Annotated in this window: 25 protein-coding genes; 9 read left to right on the top strand and 16 right to left on the bottom strand. The window is 66.7% G+C overall.

Features of this window, described 5'->3' with window-relative positions:
* Nucleotides 1-63: 63 nt before the first annotated feature.
* Nucleotides 64-1,038 carry a polysaccharide deacetylase family protein gene (locus tag POF53_RS24765; protein WP_232855115.1) on the bottom strand — a complete coding sequence of 325 codons (975 nt, stop codon included), beginning with the start codon at nt 1,036-1,038 and terminating at the stop codon, nt 64-66.
* 108 nt (nt 1,039-1,146) lie between these two features.
* Here POF53_RS24765 and POF53_RS24760 point away from each other — a divergent pair, with 108 nt between their 5' ends.
* Entirely contained in the window at nt 1,147-2,028 is an 882-nt protein-coding gene (locus tag POF53_RS24760) for a LysR family transcriptional regulator (RefSeq protein ID WP_498969894.1), read from the top strand.
* 198 nt (nt 2,029-2,226) lie between these two features.
* Complete coding sequence (locus tag POF53_RS24755; protein ID WP_254463559.1) at nt 2,227-3,795, top strand: sensor domain-containing diguanylate cyclase; 1,569 nt, start codon at nt 2,227-2,229, stop codon at nt 3,793-3,795.
* Between the two features lie 153 nt (nt 3,796-3,948).
* Here POF53_RS24755 and POF53_RS24750 read toward each other — a convergent pair whose 3' ends face one another.
* The 8 genes from POF53_RS24750 to POF53_RS24715 form a co-directional block, all read right to left on the bottom strand.
* The gene (locus tag POF53_RS24750; RefSeq protein ID WP_498969893.1) at nt 3,949-4,908 is read right to left on the bottom strand and encodes a ribonuclease Z; all 960 of its coding nucleotides are present in this window, start codon (nt 4,906-4,908) and stop codon (nt 3,949-3,951) included.
* 122 nt (nt 4,909-5,030) lie between these two features.
* Complete coding sequence (gene hpaI / locus POF53_RS24745; protein ID WP_498969891.1) at nt 5,031-5,831, bottom strand: 4-hydroxy-2-oxoheptanedioate aldolase; 801 nt, start codon at nt 5,829-5,831, stop codon at nt 5,031-5,033.
* A 135-nt stretch (nt 5,832-5,966) separates the two neighbouring features.
* Entirely contained in the window at nt 5,967-6,770 is an 804-nt protein-coding gene (hpaH, locus tag POF53_RS24740; protein WP_203646706.1) for a 2-oxo-hept-4-ene-1,7-dioate hydratase, read from the bottom strand.
* Nucleotides 6,771-6,777: 7 nt separating this feature from the next.
* On the bottom strand, nt 6,778-7,188 hold the full coding sequence (locus POF53_RS24735) for a 5-carboxymethyl-2-hydroxymuconate isomerase (RefSeq protein ID WP_498969889.1): 411 nt from the start codon (nt 7,186-7,188) through the stop codon (nt 6,778-6,780).
* A gap of 11 nt (nt 7,189-7,199) precedes the next feature.
* Nucleotides 7,200-8,123 carry a 3,4-dihydroxyphenylacetate 2,3-dioxygenase gene (gene hpaD, locus POF53_RS24730; RefSeq protein ID WP_203646703.1) on the bottom strand — a complete coding sequence of 308 codons (924 nt, stop codon included), beginning with the start codon at nt 8,121-8,123 and terminating at the stop codon, nt 7,200-7,202.
* A gap of 156 nt (nt 8,124-8,279) precedes the next feature.
* Nucleotides 8,280-9,740 carry a 5-carboxymethyl-2-hydroxymuconate semialdehyde dehydrogenase gene (gene hpaE, locus POF53_RS24725; protein ID WP_203646701.1) on the bottom strand — a complete coding sequence of 487 codons (1,461 nt, stop codon included), beginning with the start codon at nt 9,738-9,740 and terminating at the stop codon, nt 8,280-8,282.
* Nucleotides 9,737-10,516: a fumarylacetoacetate hydrolase family protein gene (locus tag POF53_RS24720; protein ID WP_232855108.1), complete on the bottom strand. Its 780-nt coding sequence runs from the start codon at nt 10,514-10,516 to the stop codon at nt 9,737-9,739. The genes hpaE and POF53_RS24720 overlap by 4 nt, the downstream gene beginning before the upstream one ends.
* Nucleotides 10,513-11,187, bottom strand: a complete 675-nt coding sequence (locus POF53_RS24715) for a fumarylacetoacetate hydrolase family protein (protein WP_498969885.1) — start codon at nt 11,185-11,187, stop codon at nt 10,513-10,515. The genes POF53_RS24720 and POF53_RS24715 overlap by 4 nt, the downstream gene beginning before the upstream one ends.
* 162 nt (nt 11,188-11,349) lie before the next feature.
* Between POF53_RS24715 and hpaA the strand changes: the two genes are divergently transcribed.
* Both hpaA and hpaR read left to right on the top strand, forming a co-directional pair.
* Entirely contained in the window at nt 11,350-12,252 is a 903-nt protein-coding gene (gene hpaA / locus POF53_RS24710; protein WP_028688922.1) for a 4-hydroxyphenylacetate catabolism regulatory protein HpaA, read from the top strand.
* Nucleotides 12,253-12,423: 171 nt separating this feature from the next.
* A complete protein-coding gene (hpaR, locus tag POF53_RS24705) occupies nt 12,424-12,846 on the top strand; it encodes a homoprotocatechuate degradation operon regulator HpaR (RefSeq protein ID WP_203646685.1) in 423 nt (140 codons plus the stop codon).
* A gap of 96 nt (nt 12,847-12,942) precedes the next feature.
* Here the strand turns inward: hpaR and POF53_RS24700 are convergent, their stop codons facing one another.
* Both POF53_RS24700 and POF53_RS24695 read right to left on the bottom strand, forming a co-directional pair.
* Nucleotides 12,943-13,584, bottom strand: a complete 642-nt coding sequence (locus tag POF53_RS24700; protein ID WP_498969882.1) for a TetR/AcrR family transcriptional regulator — start codon at nt 13,582-13,584, stop codon at nt 12,943-12,945.
* Nucleotides 13,581-14,792, bottom strand: coding sequence for a multidrug effflux MFS transporter (locus POF53_RS24695; RefSeq protein WP_203646682.1), 1,212 nt, complete (start codon nt 14,790-14,792; stop codon nt 13,581-13,583). Before POF53_RS24695 ends, POF53_RS24700 begins: the two co-directional genes overlap by 4 nt.
* Nucleotides 14,793-15,033: 241 nt before the next feature.
* Between POF53_RS24695 and POF53_RS24690 the strand changes: the two genes are divergently transcribed.
* The 3 genes from POF53_RS24690 (at nt 15,034) to ku (ending at nt 16,346) form a co-directional block, all read left to right on the top strand.
* Nucleotides 15,034-15,222, top strand: coding sequence for a con-10 family general stress protein (locus POF53_RS24690; protein WP_203646680.1), 189 nt, complete (start codon nt 15,034-15,036; stop codon nt 15,220-15,222).
* A 140-nt stretch (nt 15,223-15,362) separates the two neighbouring features.
* The gene (locus tag POF53_RS24685) at nt 15,363-15,500 is read left to right on the top strand and encodes a PSPA7_2676 family Cys-rich small protein (protein ID WP_203646679.1); all 138 of its coding nucleotides are present in this window, start codon (nt 15,363-15,365) and stop codon (nt 15,498-15,500) included.
* A gap of 9 nt (nt 15,501-15,509) precedes the next feature.
* On the top strand, nt 15,510-16,346 hold the full coding sequence (gene ku, locus POF53_RS24680) for a non-homologous end joining protein Ku (RefSeq protein ID WP_254463569.1): 837 nt from the start codon (nt 15,510-15,512) through the stop codon (nt 16,344-16,346).
* A gap of 14 nt (nt 16,347-16,360) precedes the next feature.
* Here ku and POF53_RS24675 read toward each other — a convergent pair whose 3' ends face one another.
* The 5 genes from POF53_RS24675 to ligD are packed head-to-tail and all read right to left on the bottom strand — an operon-like array spanning nt 16,361 to nt 21,867.
* A complete protein-coding gene (locus POF53_RS24675; RefSeq protein WP_498969879.1) occupies nt 16,361-17,023 on the bottom strand; it encodes a glycosyltransferase in 663 nt (220 codons plus the stop codon).
* Nucleotides 17,020-17,619 carry a class I SAM-dependent methyltransferase gene (locus tag POF53_RS24670; protein WP_498969877.1) on the bottom strand — a complete coding sequence of 200 codons (600 nt, stop codon included), beginning with the start codon at nt 17,617-17,619 and terminating at the stop codon, nt 17,020-17,022. The genes POF53_RS24675 and POF53_RS24670 overlap by 4 nt, the downstream gene beginning before the upstream one ends.
* Nucleotides 17,616-18,386, bottom strand: coding sequence for a PIG-L deacetylase family protein (locus POF53_RS24665; RefSeq protein WP_203646674.1), 771 nt, complete (start codon nt 18,384-18,386; stop codon nt 17,616-17,618). Before POF53_RS24665 ends, POF53_RS24670 begins: the two co-directional genes overlap by 4 nt.
* Complete coding sequence (locus tag POF53_RS24660) at nt 18,383-19,405, bottom strand: acyl-CoA dehydrogenase family protein (RefSeq protein WP_498969875.1); 1,023 nt, start codon at nt 19,403-19,405, stop codon at nt 18,383-18,385. Before POF53_RS24660 ends, POF53_RS24665 begins: the two co-directional genes overlap by 4 nt.
* Entirely contained in the window at nt 19,405-21,867 is a 2,463-nt protein-coding gene (ligD, locus tag POF53_RS24655; protein WP_498969873.1) for a DNA ligase D, read from the bottom strand. The genes POF53_RS24660 and ligD overlap by 1 nt, the downstream gene beginning before the upstream one ends.
* Before the next feature lie 156 nt (nt 21,868-22,023).
* Between ligD and POF53_RS24650 the strand changes: the two genes are divergently transcribed.
* Together POF53_RS24650 and POF53_RS24645 are read left to right on the top strand one after the other, a co-directional pair.
* A complete protein-coding gene (locus tag POF53_RS24650) occupies nt 22,024-22,485 on the top strand; it encodes a hypothetical protein (RefSeq protein WP_498969871.1) in 462 nt (153 codons plus the stop codon).
* A complete protein-coding gene (locus tag POF53_RS24645; protein WP_203646671.1) occupies nt 22,485-22,715 on the top strand; it encodes a metallothionein in 231 nt (76 codons plus the stop codon). Before POF53_RS24650 ends, POF53_RS24645 begins: the two co-directional genes overlap by 1 nt.
* Nucleotides 22,716-22,933 lie beyond the last annotated feature (218 nt).

Genomic DNA, 22,933 nt, shown 5'->3' with positions numbered 1-22,933 from the left:
GGGGCTGCTGCGCAGCCCTTTCGCGGCACAAGGCCGCTCCTACAGGTTGGGTCTGGTCTGCGATCAGCTGAACACCCGCGGCGGATTGATCGGCGCATCGCCCTGGGCCAGGGTCCAGCGGGCGATGTCGTCCTTGCGCATGAACGCCACCCCGGCATGGCTGCGGGCATAGGCGAAGAACTGGTCCAGCGCCCGTACCACGGTGGGCGTGCCGCCGATGCGGTCATGGGCCGACAGTGACATCAGCCGGCGGCGCTGGCGGCCTTCGGCGTACAGCACGTCGAACTCGTCCTTGAGCTCCTGCAGCAAGGCCGCGCCAGTCATCGCCGTGGACCCGGCGATGCGGCCGATGTCGTTGTTGCGCAGGGTGTAGGGCACCACGGCGAACGGCTTGCCGCGCACCGGGGTGATCGACGGCTCGTCACGGGCCAGGTCGTCGATGTGGTAGAGGAAACCCAGGTCCTGGAGGATATTCAGGGTCTCGCGGGAGTGGCGCATCCAGAACGCGTTGAAACCCAGCGGACGTTGCCCGGTGACGCGTTCGATTATGCCGCTGGCCTGCTGGTACTGGCGGCGCTCCTCGGCGGGCGTCAGGCTGTACTGGGGCGCCCAGTGCAGGCCGTGACCGGCGGCTTCGTGACCACGCCGGACCACCTCGGCCGCCAGCTCCGGGTAAGCTTCCACGGCCTTGCCGACCATGTGCGAAGTAACCTTGATGCCGTGCCGGTCGAACAGCGCGAGCAGGCGCGGCACGCCTTCCAGCGGGCCGTAGCGGTACCAGCTGGGGGCGATGGTGTCGGGGTAGCGTGGGTCCAGGGGCGGGAAGGGGCTTTCGGCATGCTCCGGCTGCCCACCCGATTCGAACTGCAACGACACCGATATCACCAGTTGCGCGCCGTTGGGCCAGAACGCCTTGCCATCGCCGCTACCTGGCGTCGTCCCGTTGGTGCTGCCTGGCTCGCTCGCCAGTGCCGCGCCCGCCGCCACGGCGATGCCGCCGGCAAGGGTGCCTTTCATGAAGTCTCTTCTGCTGGTCATCGGTTCGCTCCTGAGTGCGTGGGTTTCGATGCCGGGCAGTGTAATTAGCGAGGAAATCGCTAATAATCAGCCGAAAGACAAAATCATATTTCGGAAAAGTCGAAAGCCATGCTGGATCAACTGGCGTTGTTCCTCACCATCATCGAAAAGGGCAGCCTGTCGGCGGCGGGCCGTGAGCGCGGGTTGTCACCGGCCACGGTGTCCGAGCGCCTGTCGGCGCTGGAGGCGCATTACGGGGTGACGCTGCTGACCCGCAGCACCCGCTCGCTCAGCCTGACCGACGCCGGTCGGCTGCTGGCCGACGGCGCCCGGCGCTTGCTGGCCGAGGCCGACGAGCTGCAGAGCCAGCTGCGCCACGGCCAGCAGAAGATCTCCGGGCTGGTGCGCCTGAGCGCCCCGGTGGACCTCGGCCAGCACTGCATCGCGCCGCTGCTCGACCGCTTCCTTGCCGAACACCCCGAAGTGTCGATCGACCTGGACCTGACCGATGGCTACGTCGACCTTGTCGGGCAGGGCATCGACTTCGCCGTCCGCTACGGCACATTGGCCGACAGCTCCCTGCGCGCCCGGCCCCTGGGTGACAACCGCCGGGTGGTGTGCGCCGCGCCCGATTACCTGGGCCGGCACGGCACACCACTGCACCCGGACGACCTGGCGCGGCACGACTGCATCGTCATGCGCTTCGGCATCCACACCGAGCGAGTCTGGCCGTTTCGCCTGGGCTCGGCGGCCTATCCGGTCAGCGTGCGCGGCCGGCGGGTCGCCAACAACGGCGAGCAGGTGCGGCGCTGGGCCCTGGCCGGGCATGGCCTGTGCCTGAAGTCGCTGCGCGATGTACGCGATGACCTGGACAGTGGCAGGCTGGTGGAGGTGCTGGGAGACTTCAGCGCCGGGCAGGTGGCGCTGCAGATCGTCTATCCGCCGACCCGGGTGCAGCCGAGGCGGGTGCGGGCGCTGATGGAGGCGATCGTAGAACAGCTTGGGTCATAGAGTCGAATGGTGCCTTGTAGGAGCGGCCTTGTGTCGCGAAAGGGCCGCAAAGCGGCCCCGGCAATCTTTGCTTAATGCTGACATCCTGGGGCCGTTGCACGGCCCTTTCGCGACACAAGGCCGCTCCTACAGGAGATAGACAGTGTCCTGGCTGAACTATAGTGATGGGCGGCCAGTGCGTGACGACAAGGGACTTTGATGGCAGCAGCCAGGAAACACACTGATGACAGCGTCTTCGCGGTGACCGGCGAGGGCCGCGCCGTGTCGTTGTTCCGCCTGGTGCTGGGTTTCATGGCGGTGGTGATGCTGGCGTTCGTGCTGATCGAGGGCTGGCGGATCTGGCGCGAGTACCGGCAGGCGTTCAGCGACGCCGAGAACGCGGTCACCAACCTGGCCAGGGCCACCGCCCAGCACGCCGAGGACGCCATCCGCCAGGTGGACGCGATCACCGCCGTCCTGGCCGAGCGCCTGGAAGGCGATGGCTTCGCCCATGTCGATCGACCGCGCCTGCACGCCCTGCTCAAGCAGCAGGTGAAAATCATGCCGCAGTTGCACGGCCTGTTCGTCTACGGCGCCGATGGCAGCTGGATCGTCACCGACAAGGACGCCGTGCCGCCGGGTGCCAACAACGCCGACCGCGACTATTTCATCTACCACCAGACCCACGCCGGTCACCAGGTGCGTATCGGCTCGGTGGTGCGCAGCCGTTCCACGGGCGACCTGATCATCCCCATCTCGCGGCGCCTGGACCTGCCCGATGGCCGCTTCGCCGGGGTGCTGCTGGGCACCATCAAGGTCGACTGGTTCGTGCGTTACTACGGTGATTTCAAGATCGATGAACGTGGCGCCCTGGTGCTGGCCAAACGCGACGGTACCATCCTCGTGCGCCGGCCGTTCGTCGAGCAGGTCATTGGCCGCAGCCTGGCGGGCAGCGAGATCTTCCGTCTTTACCTGCCCTACGCCAGCGAAGGCGTGACCGAAGCGGTGGCGGTGGTTGATGGCACCACCCGGTTGTATGCGTTCCGTGCGCTGTCCAGCTACCCGCTGGTGGTACAGGCGGGCTTGTCCCGCGAGTCGATCGTAGGGCCCTGGCGGCATGACATGATCAAGTCACTGGCCGTGCTGGTCCTGCTGCTGGTCGGCCTGGCCGGCTTCGGCTGGATCGTCCTGCGCCAGTTGCGCGAGCGCATCGCCATCGAGCGCGCACTGCACCAGGCCCACCAGACCCTAAAGGCGCTGGCCCTGAGCGACAGCCTGACCGGTTTGGGCAACCGCCGACGCCTGGACGCGGTGTTCGAGCCGGAGATCCGCCGGGCACGGCGCCAGGGCCGGCCGCTGGCCCTGGTGATGCTCGACCTGGACTACTTCAAGGCCTACAACGACCGCTACGGCCACCCGGCGGGCGACCAGTGCCTGCGGCGTTTCGCCGAGCTGTTGCGCCAGGCCCTGAAGCGCCCCGGGGACCTGGCGGTGCGTTATGGCGGCGAGGAGTTCACCCTGTTGTTGCCCGATACCGATGGCCAGGGCGCCAGCCAGATCGTCCAGGAGATCCTGCAGCTGTTGCGCCGGCTGGCCATCGAGCATGCCGGCAGCCCGCTGGGACACGTCTCGGCCAGTGCCGGTATTGCGGTGGGCGCGCCGACGCTGGAGACGGTGACCCCGGAGAACCTGATGGCGGCTGCGGATGCGGCGCTTTATGAAGCCAAGCGCCAGGGGCGGGATCGCTACTGTCTTGCGGCCAGCGCGGAGCAGCATCCGGCGCATTGAGGCCGCAGGAATCGCCCAGGCATCACCAGCGTTGTGCGGGCATTCGTGGGAGCGGGCTTGCCCCGCGATAGCGTCCGATCAGGCAATGAAGGTGCCTGGACAGGCCTCATCGCGGGGCAAGCCCGCTCCCACGAAAGGTCCCCGTCCGGGGTGTTACTCCACCTCTACCAACACCCCATCACGGCCAAGCCGATAACGCTGCAGGTCCCGGGCCAGGGTCAGGTGCCCGTTGTAGTGCGCCTGCGCCTCTTCGCGTACCTCCTCGATGGAGCCACCACGCCCGCCGCCCGACTGGTAGCGGGCACTGAAGTGCGTCAGCACCAAATTCTTCACCCCCGCCGTTTCGGCGAAGCGCGCCACTGCGGCGGCGGTGCTGTGGCCGAAGGTCGCCTGGGCACGCTCGACCACCGGCTGGGTGAAGGTCGCCTCATGGACCAGCACATCCACGTTCGCCGCCAGCGTGCTCAACAGCTCCGGGCGGTCGTTGTCGCCACAGACGATGATCCGCTGCGCCGGGCGCGTCGGTTGCAGGTAGGCCTCCGGGTCGAGCTGGCGTCCCTCGTGCTCGACAGTCCTGCCACGGGCCAGTTGCCCCCACAACGGCCCGGCGGGGATGCCGTCGGCCTGCAGGCGCTGGGTGTCCAGCCGTGGCTCTGGGTCACGCTCCTCGAATACGAAACCGTAGGACGGCACCCGATGCGACAGCTCGACCACGCCGATCTGCACATTGCCATGTTCCAGCCCGGTGAAGGTCTCGACCGGCTGCATCTGCAGCTCGAAGGGCAGGTAGGTGTCGCTGACCGCCAGGCTCTGGCGCACCCAGGCCTGAAGCTCGGCCGGCAGCACCAGCTGTAAGGGTTCCTTGCGCCCCGACATGCCGGCACTGGCCAGCAGCCCCGGCAAGCCGAAGCAGTGGTCGCCGTGCACATGGGTGATGAGGATGGCGCGCAGGTCGCGCACCGACAGCGGGCTGTGCAGCAACTGGTGTTGGGTACCTTCGCCGCAATCGACCAGGTACCAGCCGGTGCCTGAGGATTCGATGACTGCGGTCGCACTGACGTTGCGGGCCTTGGTGGGCACACCGGAAGAGGTGCCCAGAAACTGCAGGTCCATTGCCTGACTCCTTGATTCGATGTTGTTGCGACCCCGCAGGACGGGGCGCGCGGAGGCTAGCATGGCACTGTCGCAGGGGCCAGTGTGCTCCCAACATCGAGCTTACGCGCTACCAGGCCGGACTAGTAGACACCGCCGTGGGCGCTGGCAGCGGCCCCGTCCTTGAACTTGCCCGCCAACGTCTGCAAGCCGCGCATCAGCACCGTGGTGTCGACCCCGACCGCGACGAACGCCGCGCCCAGTTCGATGTAACGGCGCGCCAGCGCCTCGTCGGCGCTGAGGATCCCCGCCGCCTTGCCGGCACGGCCGATGCGCACGATGGCGTCGTCGATGGCCGCCTGCACTTCGGGATGCCCCGGGTTGCCCCGGTGGCCCATGGCGGCGCTGAGGTCGGCGGGGCCGATGAACACGCCATCGACGCCTTCGACGGCGCAGATCGCGTCGAGGTTGGCCAGGCCTTCGCGGTTCTCCACCTGCACCAGCAGGCACATCTGTTCGTCGGCCTGGTCCAGGTAGTCGGGCAGGCTGTTCCAGCGCGACGCTCGTGCCAGAGCGCTGCCGACGCCGCGCACGCCGTGGGGCGGGTAGTGCATCGCCCGTACCAGCTGGCGTGCCTGCTCGGCGCTTTCGACCATGGGCACCAGCAGGGTCTGCGCGCCGATATCCAGCAATTGCTTGATCAGCGCGGTGTCGCCGATCACCGGGCGCACGATGGGTTGGGCCGGGTAGGGCGCCACCGCCTGCAACTGGCCGAGCAGGCTGCGCAGGTCGTTGGGCGCGTGCTCGCCGTCGAGCAGCAGCCAGTCGAAGCCGGCATTGGCCGCCAGCTCCGCGCAGTACGGGTCGGCCAGGCCGAGCCACAGGCCGATCTGCGCCTGGCCTGCGCGCAGGCGTTGTTTGAAGGTGTTGATGGGCATGTCCATGGGCGGTCCTCGTTGAGCGTGTGGGGTCGCAGGTACACTGTGGGAGCGGGTTCACCCGCGAATGCGATGGTGATGCTGATGATGCTTTCGCGGGTGAACCCGCTCCCACGGGAATCTCTGCTGTCTGGGCAGGCGTCAGACGAATCGGCAGGCGATCGAACCGAGTTGATCGTAGTCGACGTGGAAGGTGTCGCCAGGACGGGCGGCCACCGGGCGGGTGAAGGAGCCGCCAAGAATGATCTGGCCGGCTTCGAGGCCCACGTCGTATGGCGCCAGCTTGTTGGCCAGCCAGGCCACGCCCTTGGCCGGGTGGTTGAGCACCGCCGCCGACACGCCGGACTCCTCGATCACGCCGTTGCGGTACAGCACCGCCGGCACCTTGCGCAGGTCGACGTCGCCCGGGCGCACGGCGCGACCGCCCATGACCACGCCGGCGTTGGCAGCGTTGTCGGAGATGGTGTCGAACACCTTGCGGGTGGCACCGCTGAGCGGGTCGACCTGCTGGATGCGCGCATCGATGATCTCCAGGGCCGGAATCACCCACTCGGTGGCGTCGAGCACGTCGAACAGGGTCACGTTCGGCCCCTTGAGCGGCTTGCCGAGGATGAACGCCAGCTCCACCTCGACCCGGGGCACGATAAAGCGCTCGAAGGGAATGTCGCTGCCTTCGTCGAACAGCATGTCGTCGAGCAGCGCGCCATAGTCCGGCTCGGTAATGTTCGAGGAGACCTGCATGGCCCGGGAAGTCAGGCCGATCTTGTGGCCGACCAGCTTGCGGCCGTCCTTGATCTTCTGCGCCACCCAGGCACGCTGGATGGCGTAGGCGTCCTCGATGCTGATCGAGGGGTGTTCCAGGGAGAACTGGCCGACCTGTTCGCGGGTGCGTTCGGCCTGGTCGAGGCGGGCGGCGGCTTGCTGGATGATGCGGGCGTCGAGCATGGAGACCTCAGGGCTGACGGGTGAACAGGGGATGCAGGCTGCTGTGCTTGGCGTCGTACACCTGCGCCTGGCTTTCATCGATCTGCAGGGTCAGCCCGACCGGGCGACGTTCCAGCAGCGCGTCCAACTGCCGACGCAGCACCGCCAGCAGCCCATCGCCGACCTGCTGGTGCACTGTGGCGCTGCGACCGCTGCCCATGCGCAGGTTGGCGTAGACGAAGCTGTAGTCGCCACGACCATCGGCGATCGCCGCGTGGGCGGCCGGGTAGGCCAGCACGCGGGTGCCGCCGGTGGGGAACACCTGGCGATCATGTTCGTCGCGCTGGGCGAGCATGCAGTCGGCCAGGGCGCGGCACAGGCCGGGCATATCGGCGTCGGCTTCGATGTCCGGGCTGTAGAGCAGGACCAGATGAGGCATGACGGTACTCCTTACAGGCGGCTGGTGGCGGTGACGCCGGCCGGGTTCGAGGCCTGGGCGGCGGGGATCGCGCTGCCGTCCTGCGGGGTGACCGGGAAGATCGCGTTGATCTGGCCGGTGCCGGAGGAGCCGAAGTACGGCGTCACCACCTCGGCCTTGGCGTCGTACTGGGACCAGCCCAGGGCGCCGAGCAGCATGGCGGTGTCGTGCATGAAGCCTTCGCCGTGGCCCTTGACTGCGTACTCGGGCAGCATCGCGCAGAAGTCGGCCCAGTCGCCGTCCTGCCACATGCGCACCACGCGGTGGTCGAGGGTCTCCAGGAACGGGCTCCAGACCTTGGTGGCAAAGTCCGGGGCCTGGCCGTTCTGGGCGAAGCGGTGCGACAGCGAGCCACTGGCGAGGAAGGCCACGGTGCCGTCGTAGTGGTCCTCGACCGCCTTGCGCATGGCCCAGCCCAGGCGCGCGCTGTCATTGAGATAGTGCGAGGTGCACAGGGCCGAGACCGAGATCACCTTGAAGTGGCGGTCGGCGTTCATGTAGCGCATCGGCACCAGGGTGCCGTACTCCGGGGCCAGGGTGGTGGCGTCGTGGGCCATGGTCTCCACGCCCAGGCGGTTGCATTCCTCGGCAAGGATCCGCCCCAGCTCGGGGTTGCCGGGGAAGCCGTAGTCCATGTTGGCGATGAAGTGGGGCAGTTCGTTGCTGGTGTACAGGCCTTCGAAATGCGCGGCGCAGTTGATGTGGTAGTTGGCGTTGACCAGCCAGTGGGTGTCGAACACGACGATGGTGTCCACGCCCAGTTCACGGCAGCGCCGGCCGATCTCGTGGTGGCCGTCGATGGCCGCCTGGCGAAAGCCCTGGCGCGGGCCGGGCAGTTCGGACAGGTACATCGAGGGAACATGGGTGATCTTGGCGGCGAGAGCGAGTTTGCCCATGGTATGTCTCCTGTTGAAGGTTGTTGTTCTTGGTGTCCATGGCGAGGGCTGCGCCCTCGATTCGCGGGTAAACCCGCTCCCACAGGTTCAGCGCTGTTCCTGTGGGAGCGGGTTTACCCGCGAAGGGCTGCAAGGCAGCCCCGGCGATTGGAAGCGTTACACTCCCCAGCGCGGAATGTGATGGCTACCCATGGATATACACACGTTCTTGATCTCGGCGAAGACCTCGAAGCTGTATTGCCCACCTTCGCGCCCGGTACCCGAGCCTTTCACCCCACCGAACGGCTGGCGCAGGTCGCGCACGTTCTGGCTGTTGATGAACACCATGCCCGCTTCGATGCCACGGGCCAGGCGGTGGGCCTTGCCGATGTCCTGGGTCCAGATGTACGAAGCCAGGCCGTATTCGGTGTCGTTGGCCAGTTGCAGCGCCTCGGCCTCGTCCTTGAACGGGATCAGGCAGACCACCGGGCCGAAGATCTCTTCCTGGGCGATGCGCATCGAGTTGTTCACGTCGGCGAACACCGTCGGCTGGATGAACTGCCCCTTGGCCAGGTGCGCCGGCAGCCCGGCCGGACGCTCCAGGCCGCCGGCCACCAAGCGTGCGCCTTCCTCGAGGCCGATGCGGATGTAGCCGGTGACCTTGTCGTAGTGCTGCTGGGTGATCATCGAGCCGACCTGGGTCTGCGGATCGGTCGGGTCGCCGACGATCAGGCGCCTGGCGCGGGCGGCGAACTCGGCGACGAACTGCGGGTATACGCTCTCCTGGATGAAGATCCGGCTGCCGGCGGTGCAGCGCTCGCCGTTGAGCGAGAAAATGGTGAACAGCGCGGCGTCCAGGGCACGGTCCAGGTCGGCGTCTTCGAAGATCAGCACCGGCGACTTGCCGCCCAGCTCCATCGAGTACTTCTTCAGGCCCGCCGTCTGCATGATCTTGCGGCCGGTGGCGGTGCCGCCGGTGAAGGAGATGGCGCGCACGTCCGGGTGGCGCACCAGGGCATCGCCGGCGGTGGCGCCGTAGCCCTGGATCACATTGAGTACGCCATTGGGGATGCCAGCCTCGACCGCCAGGCGGCCCAGCTCGTTGGCGGTCAGCGGCGACAGTTCGCTCATCTTCAGCACCGCGGTGTTGCCCAGGGCCAGGCATGGCGCGGTCTTCCAGGTGGCGGTCATGAACGGCACGTTCCAGGGCGACACCAGCCCGCACACGCCCACCGGCTGGTAGAGGGTGTAGTTGAGCATCTGGTCGTCCACCGGGTAGGTGTGGCCGTCCATGCGCGTGCACACCTCGGCGAAGAAGTCGAAGTTGTGCGAGGCGCGGGGAATCAGCACGTTGCGCGTCTGGTGGATCGGCAGGCCGGTGTCCAGGGTCTCCAGTTCGGCCAGCTGCGGCACGTTCTGCTCGATCAGCTCACCCAGGCGGCGCATCAGCCGGGCGCGCTCCTTGGCCGGCGTGTTGGCCCATTTGGGGAAGGCTTGCTTGGCCGCGGCCACGGCCTGGGCGACTTCCTCGGCGCCGCCGCTGGCGACTTCGCCGATGGCTTCGCCGGTGGCCGGGTTGTAGTTGATGAAGGTGTCGCGGCTCTCGACTTCGCGGCCGTTGATCCAGTGCTTGATCATGCTGTTGCCTCGTGTTTTTTGCGGGCGAAGAACTCGGCTTCGCTGACGATTCGGTTGACCAGGCGACCAACGCCTTCTACTTCCACCACCACCTCGTCGCCCGGTACCACGTCGGCCAGGCCTTCCGGGGTGCCGGTGGCGATCATGTCGCCGGGCTGCAGGGTCATGAAGCTGGAGAAGTATTCGATCAGGTAGGGGATGTCGAAGATCATGTCGGCGGTGCTGCCTTGCTGTTTCAGCTCGCCGTTGATCCAGGTGCGCAGCGTCAGCTTCGACGGATCCGGCACGTCGGCGACGTCGACGATCCACGGGCCCACCGGGGTGGTGGCGTCACGGTTTTTCACCCGCAGGTTGGGGCGGTAGTAGTTCTCCAGGTAGTCGCGGATGGCGTAGTCGTTGCACACCGTGTAGCCGGCCAGGTAGTCGAGGGCGTCCTCGCGCCTGACGTTGCGCGCCGGCTTGCCGATCACCGCCACCAGTTCGCACTCGTAGTGCATGTACTTGACGTTGTCCGGGCGCCAGGTGACCTGGTCGTGCCCGGTGTAGGTGCCCGGCGACTTGATGAACGCCAGCGGTTCGGTGGGCGGGGTGAAGGCCAGCTCGGCGGCGTGGTCGGCGTAGTTCAGGCCCAGGGCGAACATGTTGCCGGTGGCCGGTGGCAGCCAGGTGACCTGGTCGGCATGGACCAGGCGGCCATCGGCCAGGCGCAGTTGCTGGTCGTCCTCGACGGTGACCTGATGGACCTGGCCGTCGAACTGGATACGGGCGTGCTTCATGGGGCGAGTCCTTGTTCGGCGACGATGGGGTTGGTCAGCTGGCCAAGGCCGTCGATCTCGACCGTCACCCGGTCGCCGGGCAGCACATCGACGCGGCCTTCGGGGGTGCCGGTGATCAGCACGTCGCCGGCATGCAGGGTCATGAACTCGCTGATCTCGGCGATCAGCCGGGCCACGCCGCGCACGCAGTTGGCGGTGTTGTTGTGCTGGCGCAGCTCGCCGTTGACCCACAGGCGGATGCCCAGCGCGTCGTGGTTGCCGACCTGCGCGGCCGGCACCAGCTGCGGGCCGATGGCGCAGAAGCCGTCGCGGCACTTGGCCTTGACCGCCGGGCGGTAGTAGCTGTCCTCGGGCAGGCTGAACTCGTTGACGATGGTGTAGCCGGCCACATGCGCGAGGGCGTCGTCGACGCTGACGCGGCTGGCGTCCTTCCCGATCACCACGCCCAACGCGGGGCCGGGTTGCAGGCGCTCGACTGCCGATGGGTAGGTCACCGGTCGGGCATGCTCGTTGCGGGTGTTCGGGGTCTTGATGAACAGCACCGGTTTGACCGGCGGCTGCAGGTACGGCGCTTCATGGAAGGATGCCAGATGCTGCTGCAGCAGGCCCTGGTAGTTCAGGGCGACGCCGAACAAGCTGCCGTTGGCGACCTCGTGCAAGGCACGGCTCATGCTTTTCTCCTGCGGTGATTGAGGCGACCAGGGGCGCCTCGTGGTGTTTTTGTTAATGTGTTAACGTTATATTTAATATGTTAACGATCGTCAAGGCGTCTACCGCTGGCCGGTGGTGCTACGATGGTTTCCCCGGCGCGTTTCACCGCTGCGAGAACAACAATGAAAGAACGACAGCCGATTCCCAACATCAACATCGGTCAGGTGTACGACCAGCGCTATAGCGACAGCGAGGTGCACTACGACCGCCTGGGCAACCTGGCCGGATTCTTCGGCCGCAACATGCCGGTGCACCGCCACGACCGCTTCTTCCAGGTGCACTACGTGAAGACCGGCAGCGTGCGGGTGTACCTGGACGAGCAGCGCTACCACGAGTCCGGGCCGATGTTCTTCCTCACCCCGCCGACCATTCCCCATGCCTTCGTCACCGAGGCCGACGCCGACGGCCATGTGCTGACCGTGCGCCAGCAACTGGTCTGGCAACTGCTGCAGGCCGAGCCTGGGCTGGCGCTGGGGCCGCGGCTGCAACCGGCGTGCGTTGCCCTGGGTCACCTGCAGGGGGCGGCGGCCGGCGAGGTGCGGCGCCTGGAGCAACTGTTCGACCTGCTTGGCGACGAAATCGGCCATGGCCAGGCCGGGCAGGGCACCGCCGTGCAGGACCTGGCGCGCCTGGTGATGATCAGCCTGCTGCGCCTGGGCGCCAATTCGCTGGAGGCCACACCTGCGCGGCACGAGGACCTGCAGCTGTTTCATCGATTCAATGAGCTGATCGAGCGCCACTACCTCGACCACTGGACGCTGCCGGCCTACGCGGCGGCGCTGGGCGTCACCGAGGCGCGGCTGAACGATGTGTGCCGGCGCATGGCCGACCTGCCGTCCAAGCGCCTGGTGTTCGAACGGCTGATGCAGGAGGCGCGCCGATTGCTGCTGTACACCGGCGGTTCGGCCAACGAGATCTGCTATCGGCTGGGGTTCAAGGATCCGGCGTATTTCAGCCGCTTCTTCCAGCGCCATGCGCAGATGACGCCGGGGGAGTATCGCCAGCGCCAGGCGGGATTGCGTTGACATGGGGCGATCAGCTCCGGGCTACAGGCTTCAACTGATCGTGCAACGAAGGCGGCGCCTGGAAAATAGGCGTTTGCCGGGAGCGCTGGTACTTTTCACAGGGGCTGGACAGCACGGGTGAAAATGGTTTTCACTTTATTAATATCTTAATAAAACCAGCCGTTTATCCTGATGACCACTCCTAGACCTTCCCTGACGTTGACCCTGTTGCAGGCCCGCGAAGCGACCATGGCGTTCTTCCGCCCGGCCCTCAATGCCCATGACCTGACCGAGCAGCAGTGGCGGGTGATCCGCATCCTGCGCCAGCAGGGCGAGCTGGAAAGCCACCAGCTGGCGGACCTGGCCTGCATCCTCAAACCGAGCATGAGCGGCGTGCTCAAGCGCCTGGAGCGCGACGGCCTGGTGGGCCGGCGCAAGTCGCCGGAGGACCAGCGGCGGATCTTCATCAGCCTGACCGTGCGCGGGCAGCAGGCGTTCCTGGCCATGAGCGAGGAGATGGAGCGCAATTACCAGGAGATCCAGCGCCAGTTCGGCGAGGACAAGCTGGAGCAGTTGATGGGGTTGTTGAACGAGTTGAAGAAGGTCAGGCCCTGATGCCGTGCGCAATCCCTGTAGGAGCGGCCTTGTGCCGCGAAAGGGCTGCGTAGCAGCCCCGTCGATTGATGCGTCAACGCTGAAATCCTGGGGCCGCTACGCGCCCCTTTCGCGGCGCAAGGCCGCTCCTACAGGGGTTGCGCACAGATACAGCGAATCATCGAGAATCTTCAGCAACGAAGCCGCCCGCCGCGCATACACCGCCGGGTTCGCATACAGCAGCTCCACATGCAGGCTGTCGATGATCCCCAGGTACGCATCGCCATACAGCTCCAGCTTGTTGCCATCGCTGCGAGCCCAGGCGTGGCGCTCGCGCAGCGCTTGGCAGAAGCCCAGGCGGATCTGCTCCAGGTAGGCCTCGAAGCCGCCGGTGACGATCGCACGGATCGGCGCCGGCGGCAGGAACGCCGTGCGCAGCACGAAGCGCAGGTTGGCCGAGGCGGCGTAGCGCTCGGCCAGGTGCAGCGGGTGCCAGTGCCCCGGCGCCTCGCGGCCCGCCGCCTCATGGCCGAACCCTGCCTCGACGTAGGCGGTCTCGTCCGCCAGCGCCCGTTCGAAGGCGCGCACGAACAACGCGTCCTTGTTGGCGAAGTGGGCATACAGCGACGCCTTGCGCATGCCCGCCAGGGCGGCGATCTCGTTCAGCGACGAGCCGTCGTAGCCATGTTCGGCAAAGTGCTCGACAGCATGGTCGCAGATGCGCGCGGCGGAAGGGGTCAGGGCTTTCAAGGCGGTCACTCCGGATTGGCGCTGGGGTAGGGCGAGGCGCTGATTGTCTTTGCCACGGCGGCGCGGGTCAAACCGACGATGACCAGGGCAGCGGCCGCCAGCAGCCAGGCCCAGGCCAGCGGCCCCAGCGTTGCCAGGTGCCCGGCCAACGGTGTGGCACTGGACGAGATCACCAGTTGCAGGGCGCCGAGCAACGCTGCGGTGGAGCCGACGTCACGTTGTTGCGACGACATCGCCAGGGCCATCAAGGTGGCCTCGCAAATGCCTAAGCCGAACAGCGCCAGTACCACGCCCGCCAGCAGCAGCACCAGGTCCGCGTCGCTCAGCCCGGCAAGTACCGTCAGCAGCGCGCCGCCGCCCATGCACAGCGCGCCCCACCAGGCCACGCGAGCCACGCCGTGGCGCGTCACCCAGTAGCCGGAAAGCGCCGCGCCGAGCAGGATGGCCACGCCACAGCCCCCGAACAGCAGGCCGAAGTGGGCGCTGGAGAGACCGAAATGCTGCTGGTACACGTAGGCGGAACCGGCGATGTAGGCGAACAGGAAGAAGAACACCGCCGACAACGCCAGGGCAGGGCGCAGGAACGCGCCGTCGGCGGCGATGCGCGCATAGGTGCGCCATACGCTGGTCGGCGCCAGGCGTACCCGCTGCGCCACAGGCAGGGTCTCGTCGAGTGTCAGCATCGAGTTGAGCAGGGTCAGCAGGCCCAGACCGGCCAGCACCAGCATGATCGCCCGCCAGCCGTAGGCCGCGTCGATCACCCCGCCCAGCGCCGGGGCGAGGATCGGCGCCAGGCCTTCGATGGTCATCAGCAGGGCGAAGATCTGCGCCGCCCGCGCGCCGTCGGCGCTGTCGCGCACCATGCTCATGATCACCACCAGCGTCAGCGCGCTGGCCAGGCCCTGGACCAGGCGTGCCAGCAGCAATGTGTCCAGCGATGGCGCGGCGGCGGCGCCGAGGGAGGCCAGGCAGAACACCATCAGGCCCGCGAGCAATGGACGACGACGACCCAGGGCATCCACCACGGGGCCGAACAGCAGCTGGCCGGCGCCCATCGCCAGCAGGAACACGGTCAGGGTCAGCTGCACCTGGGTATAGCCGGTGGCGAAGTCGCGGGCCATTTCCGGCAGGCTGGCCAGGTACATGTCGATGGCCGAAGGGCCGAGGGCGCCGATCAGGGCGAGGGAGGCGGCGAAGCGCAGGTTGGAAGCAGGCATGACTGGAAAATCCGTTGGCAAAAAAAAACCTACCGACCGGTAGGTTGTGCAAATTATGCCAGAGTGCGTGAAGGGGTCAACCATGGCAGCGTCCGCTTGCGTCCCAGATACAGGGCATCGGCATGTTTAGCGCCACCGGTCCGATCACCCCGGAATAATCCGAATCCCTCCTTATCGCCGTACTCCCAACCATGTACGGCATGCAGCCGTGCATCCCCCAGCCACATGAGGTTTTGCAACCATGGCCAATAAAGACAGCAACATGACCGGTCGCCAGGACAGCAACAAGACCGGCAGCCAGGGTGGATCGAAGAACCCGGGCAATTTCGCCAACGACCGCGAAAAAGCATCCGAAGCCGGTCGCAAGGGCGGCCAGAGCAGTGGCGACAACCGCCAGACCGAGTCCGGCCGCAAGGGTGGCCGCTCGTAAGTGAAGGGCACGCGGTGCCGGGTTCGCCTGGTACCGCGCATATCCCGACTTGGATCGGCCGAAAACATCGAGTAAACCTTTGACATGCTGTGCAGTCATTCCTTGTATGAGCCCCTACATGCGGGCCAAGGAGGTGGCTGATGAAACTCGTCTGCCTGTTGCGTGGCTGCCAATGGCGCAGCCTGCTGGTCCGGGAAATCGCCGGGCTTGACTGCCAGTGCTGCGAGCGCTGCGGCGCGTTGCGCTACAGCCAGCCCGGCCAACCGTTCGACGCGTAGGAGCCGACCATGCCCCGGGCAATCTGGAAAGGTGCGATCAGCTTCGGCCTCGTGCATATACCCGTCGCCCTCAACACCGCCGTGCGTACCGAACGCGTCGACTTCGACTGGCTCGACAAACGCAGCATGGAGCCGGTGGGCTACAAGCGGGTGAACAAGGTGACCGGCAAGGAGATCGACAAGGCGCACATCGTCAAGGGTGTGGAGTACGAGAAGGGCCGCTATGTGGTGATCAGCGAGGAGGAGATTCGCAAGGCCCGGCCCGAGGCGACTCAGACCATCGAGATCTTTTCCTTCATCGATGCCGGGGAGATCCCGCTGCAACAGTTCGACACGCCTTACTACCTGAGCCCTGACCGCCGCGGCGGCAAGGTCTACGCCTTGCTGCGCGAGACCTTGCACAGCACCGGCAAGGTCGCCCTGGCCACCGTGGTGCTGCACACCCGCCAGCACCTGGCGCTACTGCGCCCCCTGGAGGACGCGCTGGTGATGATCACCCTGCGCTGGCCCGAGGAGGTGCGCGGCCTGGAGTCGCTGGAACTGGACAAGAGTGTGACCAACAGCAAGCTGGACAAGCGCGAACTGGACATGGCCAGGAAGCTGGTGCAAGACATGAGCGGGCCATGGACGCCCGACGAGTACCATGATGCCTTTCGCCAGACCATCCTCGACCTGGTGGAAGAGAAGGCCAGCAAGGGCAAGATCGAGACCGTGGACAAAAGCGAGGGCGCGCCGGCGGAGAAGGGCGCGGACATCATCGACCTTACCGAGCTGCTCAAGCGCAGCCTGGGTGGCAAGGCCAGGGCGAAGAAACCGGCGACCAAGCGACCGCGCAAAGCGTCATAGCGGTTGCGCAGAGGTTACGGCAGTTGCCCTTCCAGTCCATTCAGGTAGTCCCCGAAGCCCTGGCGAGCGCGGCTGTCCCGGCGACTGCTGGTGGCCACGCTGTGCGCCGCCGTCCAGACGATCTGCGCGCCACTGGCCTCGAGGGCCAGCACCAGTTGCACATCTTCGTGGGCCGGCAACGGCTGGAATCCGCCGACGCGCTCATAGGCCTTGGTGCAGACGCCCAGGTTGGCGCCGTGAATATGCCGATGCCCGTCCCGGGCCTGGTAACGGCTAAGGTACAACTGGCGCAGGGCGGCGCCGTGCCAGGGCTGCCAGCGCTCGATGTGCACCGTGCCGCAGACCGCGTCGGCATGCCATTGCAGTTGCGACACCAGCCAGTGCCCAGGCACGCGGCTGTCGGCATCGGTAAAAGCCAGCCACTGGGCGCCGCGATCGATCATCCAGGCCGCGCCCAGGCGCCGGGCGAAGCCGACGTTGCCGGCCTGCAGTTCCAGGGTGTGCACGCCATGACGACGAGCGATGCGCGCGCTGGCGTCGACGCAGCGATCGAGCACCACCAGCACCTCGACCACCAGGCCCGCCGCCTCGGCCCGCGCCACCGCCAGCTTGACGGCGGCCAGGCAGTGCCCGAGGCGGCGGGCCTCGTTGTGGGCCGGAATGATGACGGCGATCATGGGCAGGTCTCGTCCAGGTCCACGACGCTGGGCTGGCACGACCAGTACTCGAGCAGGAAATCCGCCTCCTCGTGGCGCAGCAACGGGTACAGCGGCAGGTGTCGGGCCAGCAGGGCATGGACCTCACGGCCATCCTGCGGGCAACCGGCGATGGGATGGCGCCAATGGCAGGCCAGCAGGCCGCCGTCATGGCTCAGGCTGGCCACCGATTGCTCGATCACCTGCAGCCACTCGGTGGGGTCCAGGTAGTAGCCGATCTCGCTGAGCACGATCAGGTCGAACTGCCCGCCCGGCCAATCGCCCGGCAGGTGTCCCTGTTCGACGCGGGCATGGCTCACGCTTGCCAGCCGCTGGCGGGCCAGGGCCACGGCGGTGGCGTCGATGTCCTGGCACAGCAGGTCGGCGCAGCGCCCGGCCAGCAGGACGCTCAATTCGCCGTTGGCGCAGGCCGGCTCGAACACGCGCGCGTAGCACTGGCGCGGCAGGCTGGCCAGGGCCAGGTCGCGCTTGCGTCGTTCGTACCAGCGGGTGCGAAAGGCCCACGGGTCATCGTTGCCGGCATACAGGTCGGCGAAGTACTGCGCGTCGAGGCTCATGGCGACTCCATTGACAGGAAGACCAGTTCGAAGGGTTGCAGCAGGCAGGCCTGCAGCTGTTCGGGCAGTACCGGCGGACGATCGCCATCGGGCTGCAACTGGCTGGCATGGGCGGCCAGGGCCTCGCGCTTGCGCGCCAGGCGCGTTTCGTCGAGCTGGAGGCGATATGCCTGGGGCCAAGGCAGGCGCGGATCGTCGGGAACGGCCCAGTGCCAGGCCCACACGGGTACTTCGGCCAACTGCGCGCGGCGCGACTGGGCCGCTCGGGCGCAGGCGCGGCCGGCGGCTTCATGATCGCAGTGCCCATCGCCACGCCAGGTGGTCAGCAGCAGGTCGTCGGGTTGGAGCAACTGTTCCAGGTGCGTGACCAGGAAAGCCTCGTCGCGTGGCAGGGCGCCGTCCTTGAGATTGAGTCGTCGCCAATCGACGCGGTTGAGGTCCAGCTCCAGCTTGTGCAGGGCATGGCGGCTCTCAAGGGGGCGCTGATGGCGCAGGCGGTGCTCGGTCCACTGGCTGGAATGCGGATGGCTGGCCTCGCCGTTGGTGGCGGAAATCAGCACCAGGTCCTGTTCCCGGCCGTGGAAGCTGGCCAACAGGCCGCCGGCCATGAGGATTTCGTCGTCCGGGTGCGGCGCCAGCAGCACTAGCCGTCTGCCGGGCGGGCACAGTCGGTCGGGTGTCAGCCAGGTGGCCCGGGCCAGGTGCGCGGATTGCTGCCAGGCGCTCCATGGCGTGCCGTCAGCGGTCTGAATCAGATTCTGGCTCATAGTTGCCATGCTCCTGCAGGCATGTCGGTCAGTTGCCGCCCCAGCTCGGCCAGGTCGCGTTCTGCGTGACTTTGCCGCAGGTATACCGGCAGGTCGGCGCTGAGCCGGGCAAAATGGCTGCTGCAACAGAACGGTGTGGCGCCCAGCGCCCGGCCGACATGCTGGATGACCAACTCGACCGCCTGCTCGACCTGGGCGCGGGTGCGGCGCACCTCGAAACTGGCATCGTCGTGAGGGTGCCGGTCGATCCAGGCGGCGCATTCGCGCAGGGCGGCACGGGCCCCGAACAAGGCGGCATCGACCGCGCCCAGGTGGGCATCGGCGTGCGGGTCGGGCCGGGGTTTGCGGCAGTGTTCGCGCAGGTAGTCCGCCAAGGCTTCGGCGGCGCCGTACCAGCACGCGGCGATGCCCGCGCCGCCGTGCCAGAAGCCCGGACGGGACAGGTACTGGCCGGGCTTGCCGATGGCCAACCCCGGCGAGTCGTCCAACGCGATGGCGACACTGGTGGTGGCGGCCATGCCGACGGCCTGCCAGTGGTCGGCCTGGATGCGCTGGCTGGGATGGCGCAGCTCGATGGCCACCAGTTGAGGCTGGTCGTCTTGCCAGGCGGTCAGCAGCGCACGGTCGATCTGTAACGCCCCCGAACACCAGGCCTTGCGGCCTTGCAGGCGAACCTGCTCGCCGTTCCGTTCGACGATGAGGGTGCGGGCATCCGGCGGTTCGGCAGCCCACACGCCCCAGGTCCCTTCACCGGCATGATGAGCGGCGCCGCACTCGGCAAGGATCGCCAAGGCGTCGGTATGGCCTTCGTAGAGTTTGGCCAGGCTGAGATCGCAAGCGGCGACCCGCGCCAGGGCCCGCCAGCGCTCCAGGGTCTGCCCCTGGCCCGGCAAGGGGAGCAGGTCGAGGTGTTCGCGCTGCAGAGCTTGCAGCAGTTCCGGCAGCAAGGGTTCGAGTTCTAGGGGCTGCGAACGAGCAGCGAGCCGGTGTAGCAGCTGATCAAAGTGGGTCGATTCCATCAGGCAATCCCCAGTTGCTTGCGCATGCGCACGGTGATCGACTGACGGGTCCTGGCCATGTCGGCCCACGGATCGTCCACCTCGGCAAGCCGGGCCTGCAGGTTGCCGATGTTCCATTGGTTGGCGCCTTTAAGCTGAGTCAGTTCCTCGCGCCAGATCGGCACCGACACTGGCAATCCCTCGCGGGCGCGCAGCGAGTAGGCGGCCACGGTGGTGGCGCCCTTGCCGTTGCGCAGGTAGTCGATGAAGATCCGCCCGACCCGGTTCTTTGGCCCGGACACGGCGCTGAGGCGATCGGGGAACAGGCCGGCCATGTGCTCGACCAAGGCGTGGCTGAAGTCCTTCACCTCGTCCCAACCGGCGCGCCGGGTCAACGGCACGACGAGGTGCATGCCCTTGCCGCCGCTGGTCTTGAGGAACACCTTCAGGCCCAGCTCATCGAGCAGGGTGAGAGTCAGTTGGGTGGCCTCGAGCATGGCCTTCCAAGGCAGTGCGGGATCAGGGTCGAGGTCGAGTACGAAGCGGTCGGGCTTGTCGAAGTCCTTGGTGGTGGCATTCCAGGTGTGCAGTTCGAGGGTGTTCATCTGCACCGCGCCCAGCAGGCTGTCGGCGCGGTTGAGCACCATGGCCGCCTGGCCGGCCTGGGCCTTGCTGTAGCTGAGCACTTGGGGGATGTGCAGCTGGCCGGCGTTCTTCTGGAAGAACAGCTCGCCGCCCAGGCCATCCGGTGCCCGGACCAGGGCCACGGGCCGATCCTTGAGCTGCGGCAGCAGCCAGTCGGCGACCTGGGCGTAGTACTGTGCGACCTGGCGCTTGGTGGCCCCGGTGGTTGCGTCGACCACGCGGTCGGGGTGGGTCAGGCGCAGGGTGCCCAGGCCCTCGGGTTGTGCTGCGTGCTTGGCGGGCATCGCTCGCTCCAGGTCGATGGCGGTGGCGGGTTTGTCGTCGCGCAGACCGTGGAACACCGAATGGCGGACGATGCCTTCGCGGGTCATCTGGGCGTAGGCGACTTCCGCCAGCAGTTGCGGTTTGAGCCAGTGCACGCCGCGGGCTTCGGCTCCGGTGGGAGGGCTGGCCAAGGGCGGCTTGGCGGTCTGCAGCGGTTTCAGTCGGGTGAGGATGCTGTCCAGGGTGGCGGCGCTGAAGCCGGTGCCGACCTTGCCGGCGTAGCGCAGCTGGCCGCTGTCATGGTCGTGCAGGGCCAGCAGCAGGGCGCCAAAGCCGTGGCGGCTGCCCTTGGGGTCGGTATAGCCGACGATCACGAATTCCTGGCGCTGCTTGCACTTGAGCTTGATCCAGTCGCTGCTGCGCCGGCCGACGTAGGGGCTGTCGGCACGCTTGCCGATCAGCCCCTCGAGTTCCAGCCGACAGGCGCTGTCGAGCAGCGAGTCAACCGGCTCGTTGAAATCGGTGGAATACCTGAGCAGCGGCGAAGCGTTGTCTTCCAGCAGCTTGGCCAGGGTGGCGCGACGGGCCTGTAGCGGCAGTTCGCGCAGATCCTCGCCGCCCAGCCAGGGCAGGTCGAACAGGTAATAGGTGATGCGTTCGTCGTGCTCGGAGTCGAAGGCGTTCTGCAACGCCTGGAAATCGGCCACGCCGTTGTCGTCGACCACCACCATCTCGCCGTCCAGCCACGCCGTGTCGACCCCCAGTGCCTTGAGCGCCTTGACCTGACGAGGCATCTTCGCACTCCAGTCGTGGCCATTGCGGGTAAACAGGCGTACGTCGTCACCGTCGATGCGCGCCAGGATCCGGTAGCCATCGAACTTGACTTCGTAACGCCAGTCGCCGCTGGGAGGTGAGTCAAGCAACGTCGCCAGTTGTGGCTGGAGCAGCGCCGGCAGGGCTTTGCGACCGGCCTTGCGCTTGCGCGTGGAAGCGGTTGCCTTGGTCGGGCGCCGCGGTGGCAGGGTGCGGTCGCTCAGCACACTGTCCGGCAGGGCCTCGACGATGCGGTAGTCGGATTCGCTGCGCGCCTGTCCGTCATGGGATTTGACCAGCATCCACTGCTCTTTCTTGCCGGCCAGGTGGGTGCGGAACAGGTTCCAGATTCCCGACAGCTTCTCGCCTTGCAGGCGAAAGCGCAGCTTGCCCTTGGCATAGGTTTCATGCGGATCGCCCTCGGGCTCCCAGACACCCCGGTCCCAGACGATCACCTCACCGGCGCCGTAATGGCCTTCGGGAATGTGTCCTTCGAAGTTGGCGTAGTCCAGTGGGTGATCTTCCACGTGCACCGCCAGGCGCCGGACCTTGGGGTCGAGCGAGGGCCCCTTGGGGATCGCCCAGCTCTTGAGGGTGCCGTCGAGTTCCAGGCGAAAGTCGTAATGCAGGTGGCTGGCATCGTGCTTCTGGATGCAGTACTGCAGCGCGTGGGCCGAGCGTGGCCTGGCGCGCTTGCCAGCCGGCTCGGGCGTGGCGTTGAAATCGCGCTTGCGCTGGTACTCCTGCAGGGGCTTGGCCATGGCGGGCTCCGGGACGGTTCGCGGGGTCTCAGGATTGGGAGGCGGCGGTGCGGCGCGGAGTTCAAAAAAAGCGCGGGGCGGTGCCTGTGAAGAAACTCTGAATCATTGCTTGGTGGGGGCAGTCGACCGTGTGAAGCCCACTGACGGAGAACGTTCATGCCTAGACCCGATGACCCAAGACCACAGGTTGATATAGACGACACCGAGGACCGCATGGGCAGCGTCCACGAGCTGGATTTCAGCGAGCGCCGCGATGAGCGCCAGGGGCGTGTCGGCGACGAGCGTCCGGCGCGCGAGATCGCCGAGGACTACCCGTCCCGGCGCGTCGCCGAAAGCGGCATGACCGGTGGCGAGACCCTGGGCGACAGCCTGCACGAGGACAATGTCACCCTCGACGATTTGAGCCCGGATACGCTGTTCGATGAAACCGGCGCTCGAGACCCGCATGAACCTGGCACAGGCAGCGGACCTGCCGACCAGACCCTGCGCCAGGTGGAGGCCCACGAGATCGGTGGTGGCATCGGCCTGGACGAGGCCGAACTGGCCCGCTCGGCGCCGTTGGATGGTGAGCCGTGGGTCGATGAGGTGGTGTCTGATGACGACAGGAGAGAGCCGTGATGAATGAGCAACGCTGTTCCTGCAACCACTGTTCCTGCACCGTGGATGCCAATGCCGTGGTCCAGGATGGCAAGGCCTATTGCTGCGAAGCCTGTGCGACGGGGCATCGCGATGGGGAGCCTTGTCGTATGGCCGATTGCAAATGTGGTGAGATGACCCGGCCGAAGGAGAGTAATGTCGATAACGCGCTGGATGAAACATTCCCGGCGAGTGATCCTATATCGCCATAAGGTTCTTTCACTCTCGACGGCCCTTTCGTTGAAATCTCCGGTGAAGAGCGAATTGCTACATCAATGTACGCACAGCAGCAGTAGTTATTTTGATCTTGATCTTGATCTTGATCTTGATCTTTGATCTTGCTTCTAAGTGCGCGATAGTTCAGGCGCCGCCAATTGCGACTTCAGGAGGCCGAGCGGAGTTCTTGCGGAGGGAGGTGACGGCCATGGAT

Source organism: Mitsuaria sp. RG (assembly GCF_028369275.1).
Classification (GTDB): Bacteria; Pseudomonadota; Gammaproteobacteria; order Pseudomonadales; family Pseudomonadaceae; genus Aquipseudomonas; species Aquipseudomonas peradeniyensis.
Note: the sequence above shows the minus strand (reverse complement) of the source record. Positions and strands in the feature narration are given on the sequence as shown.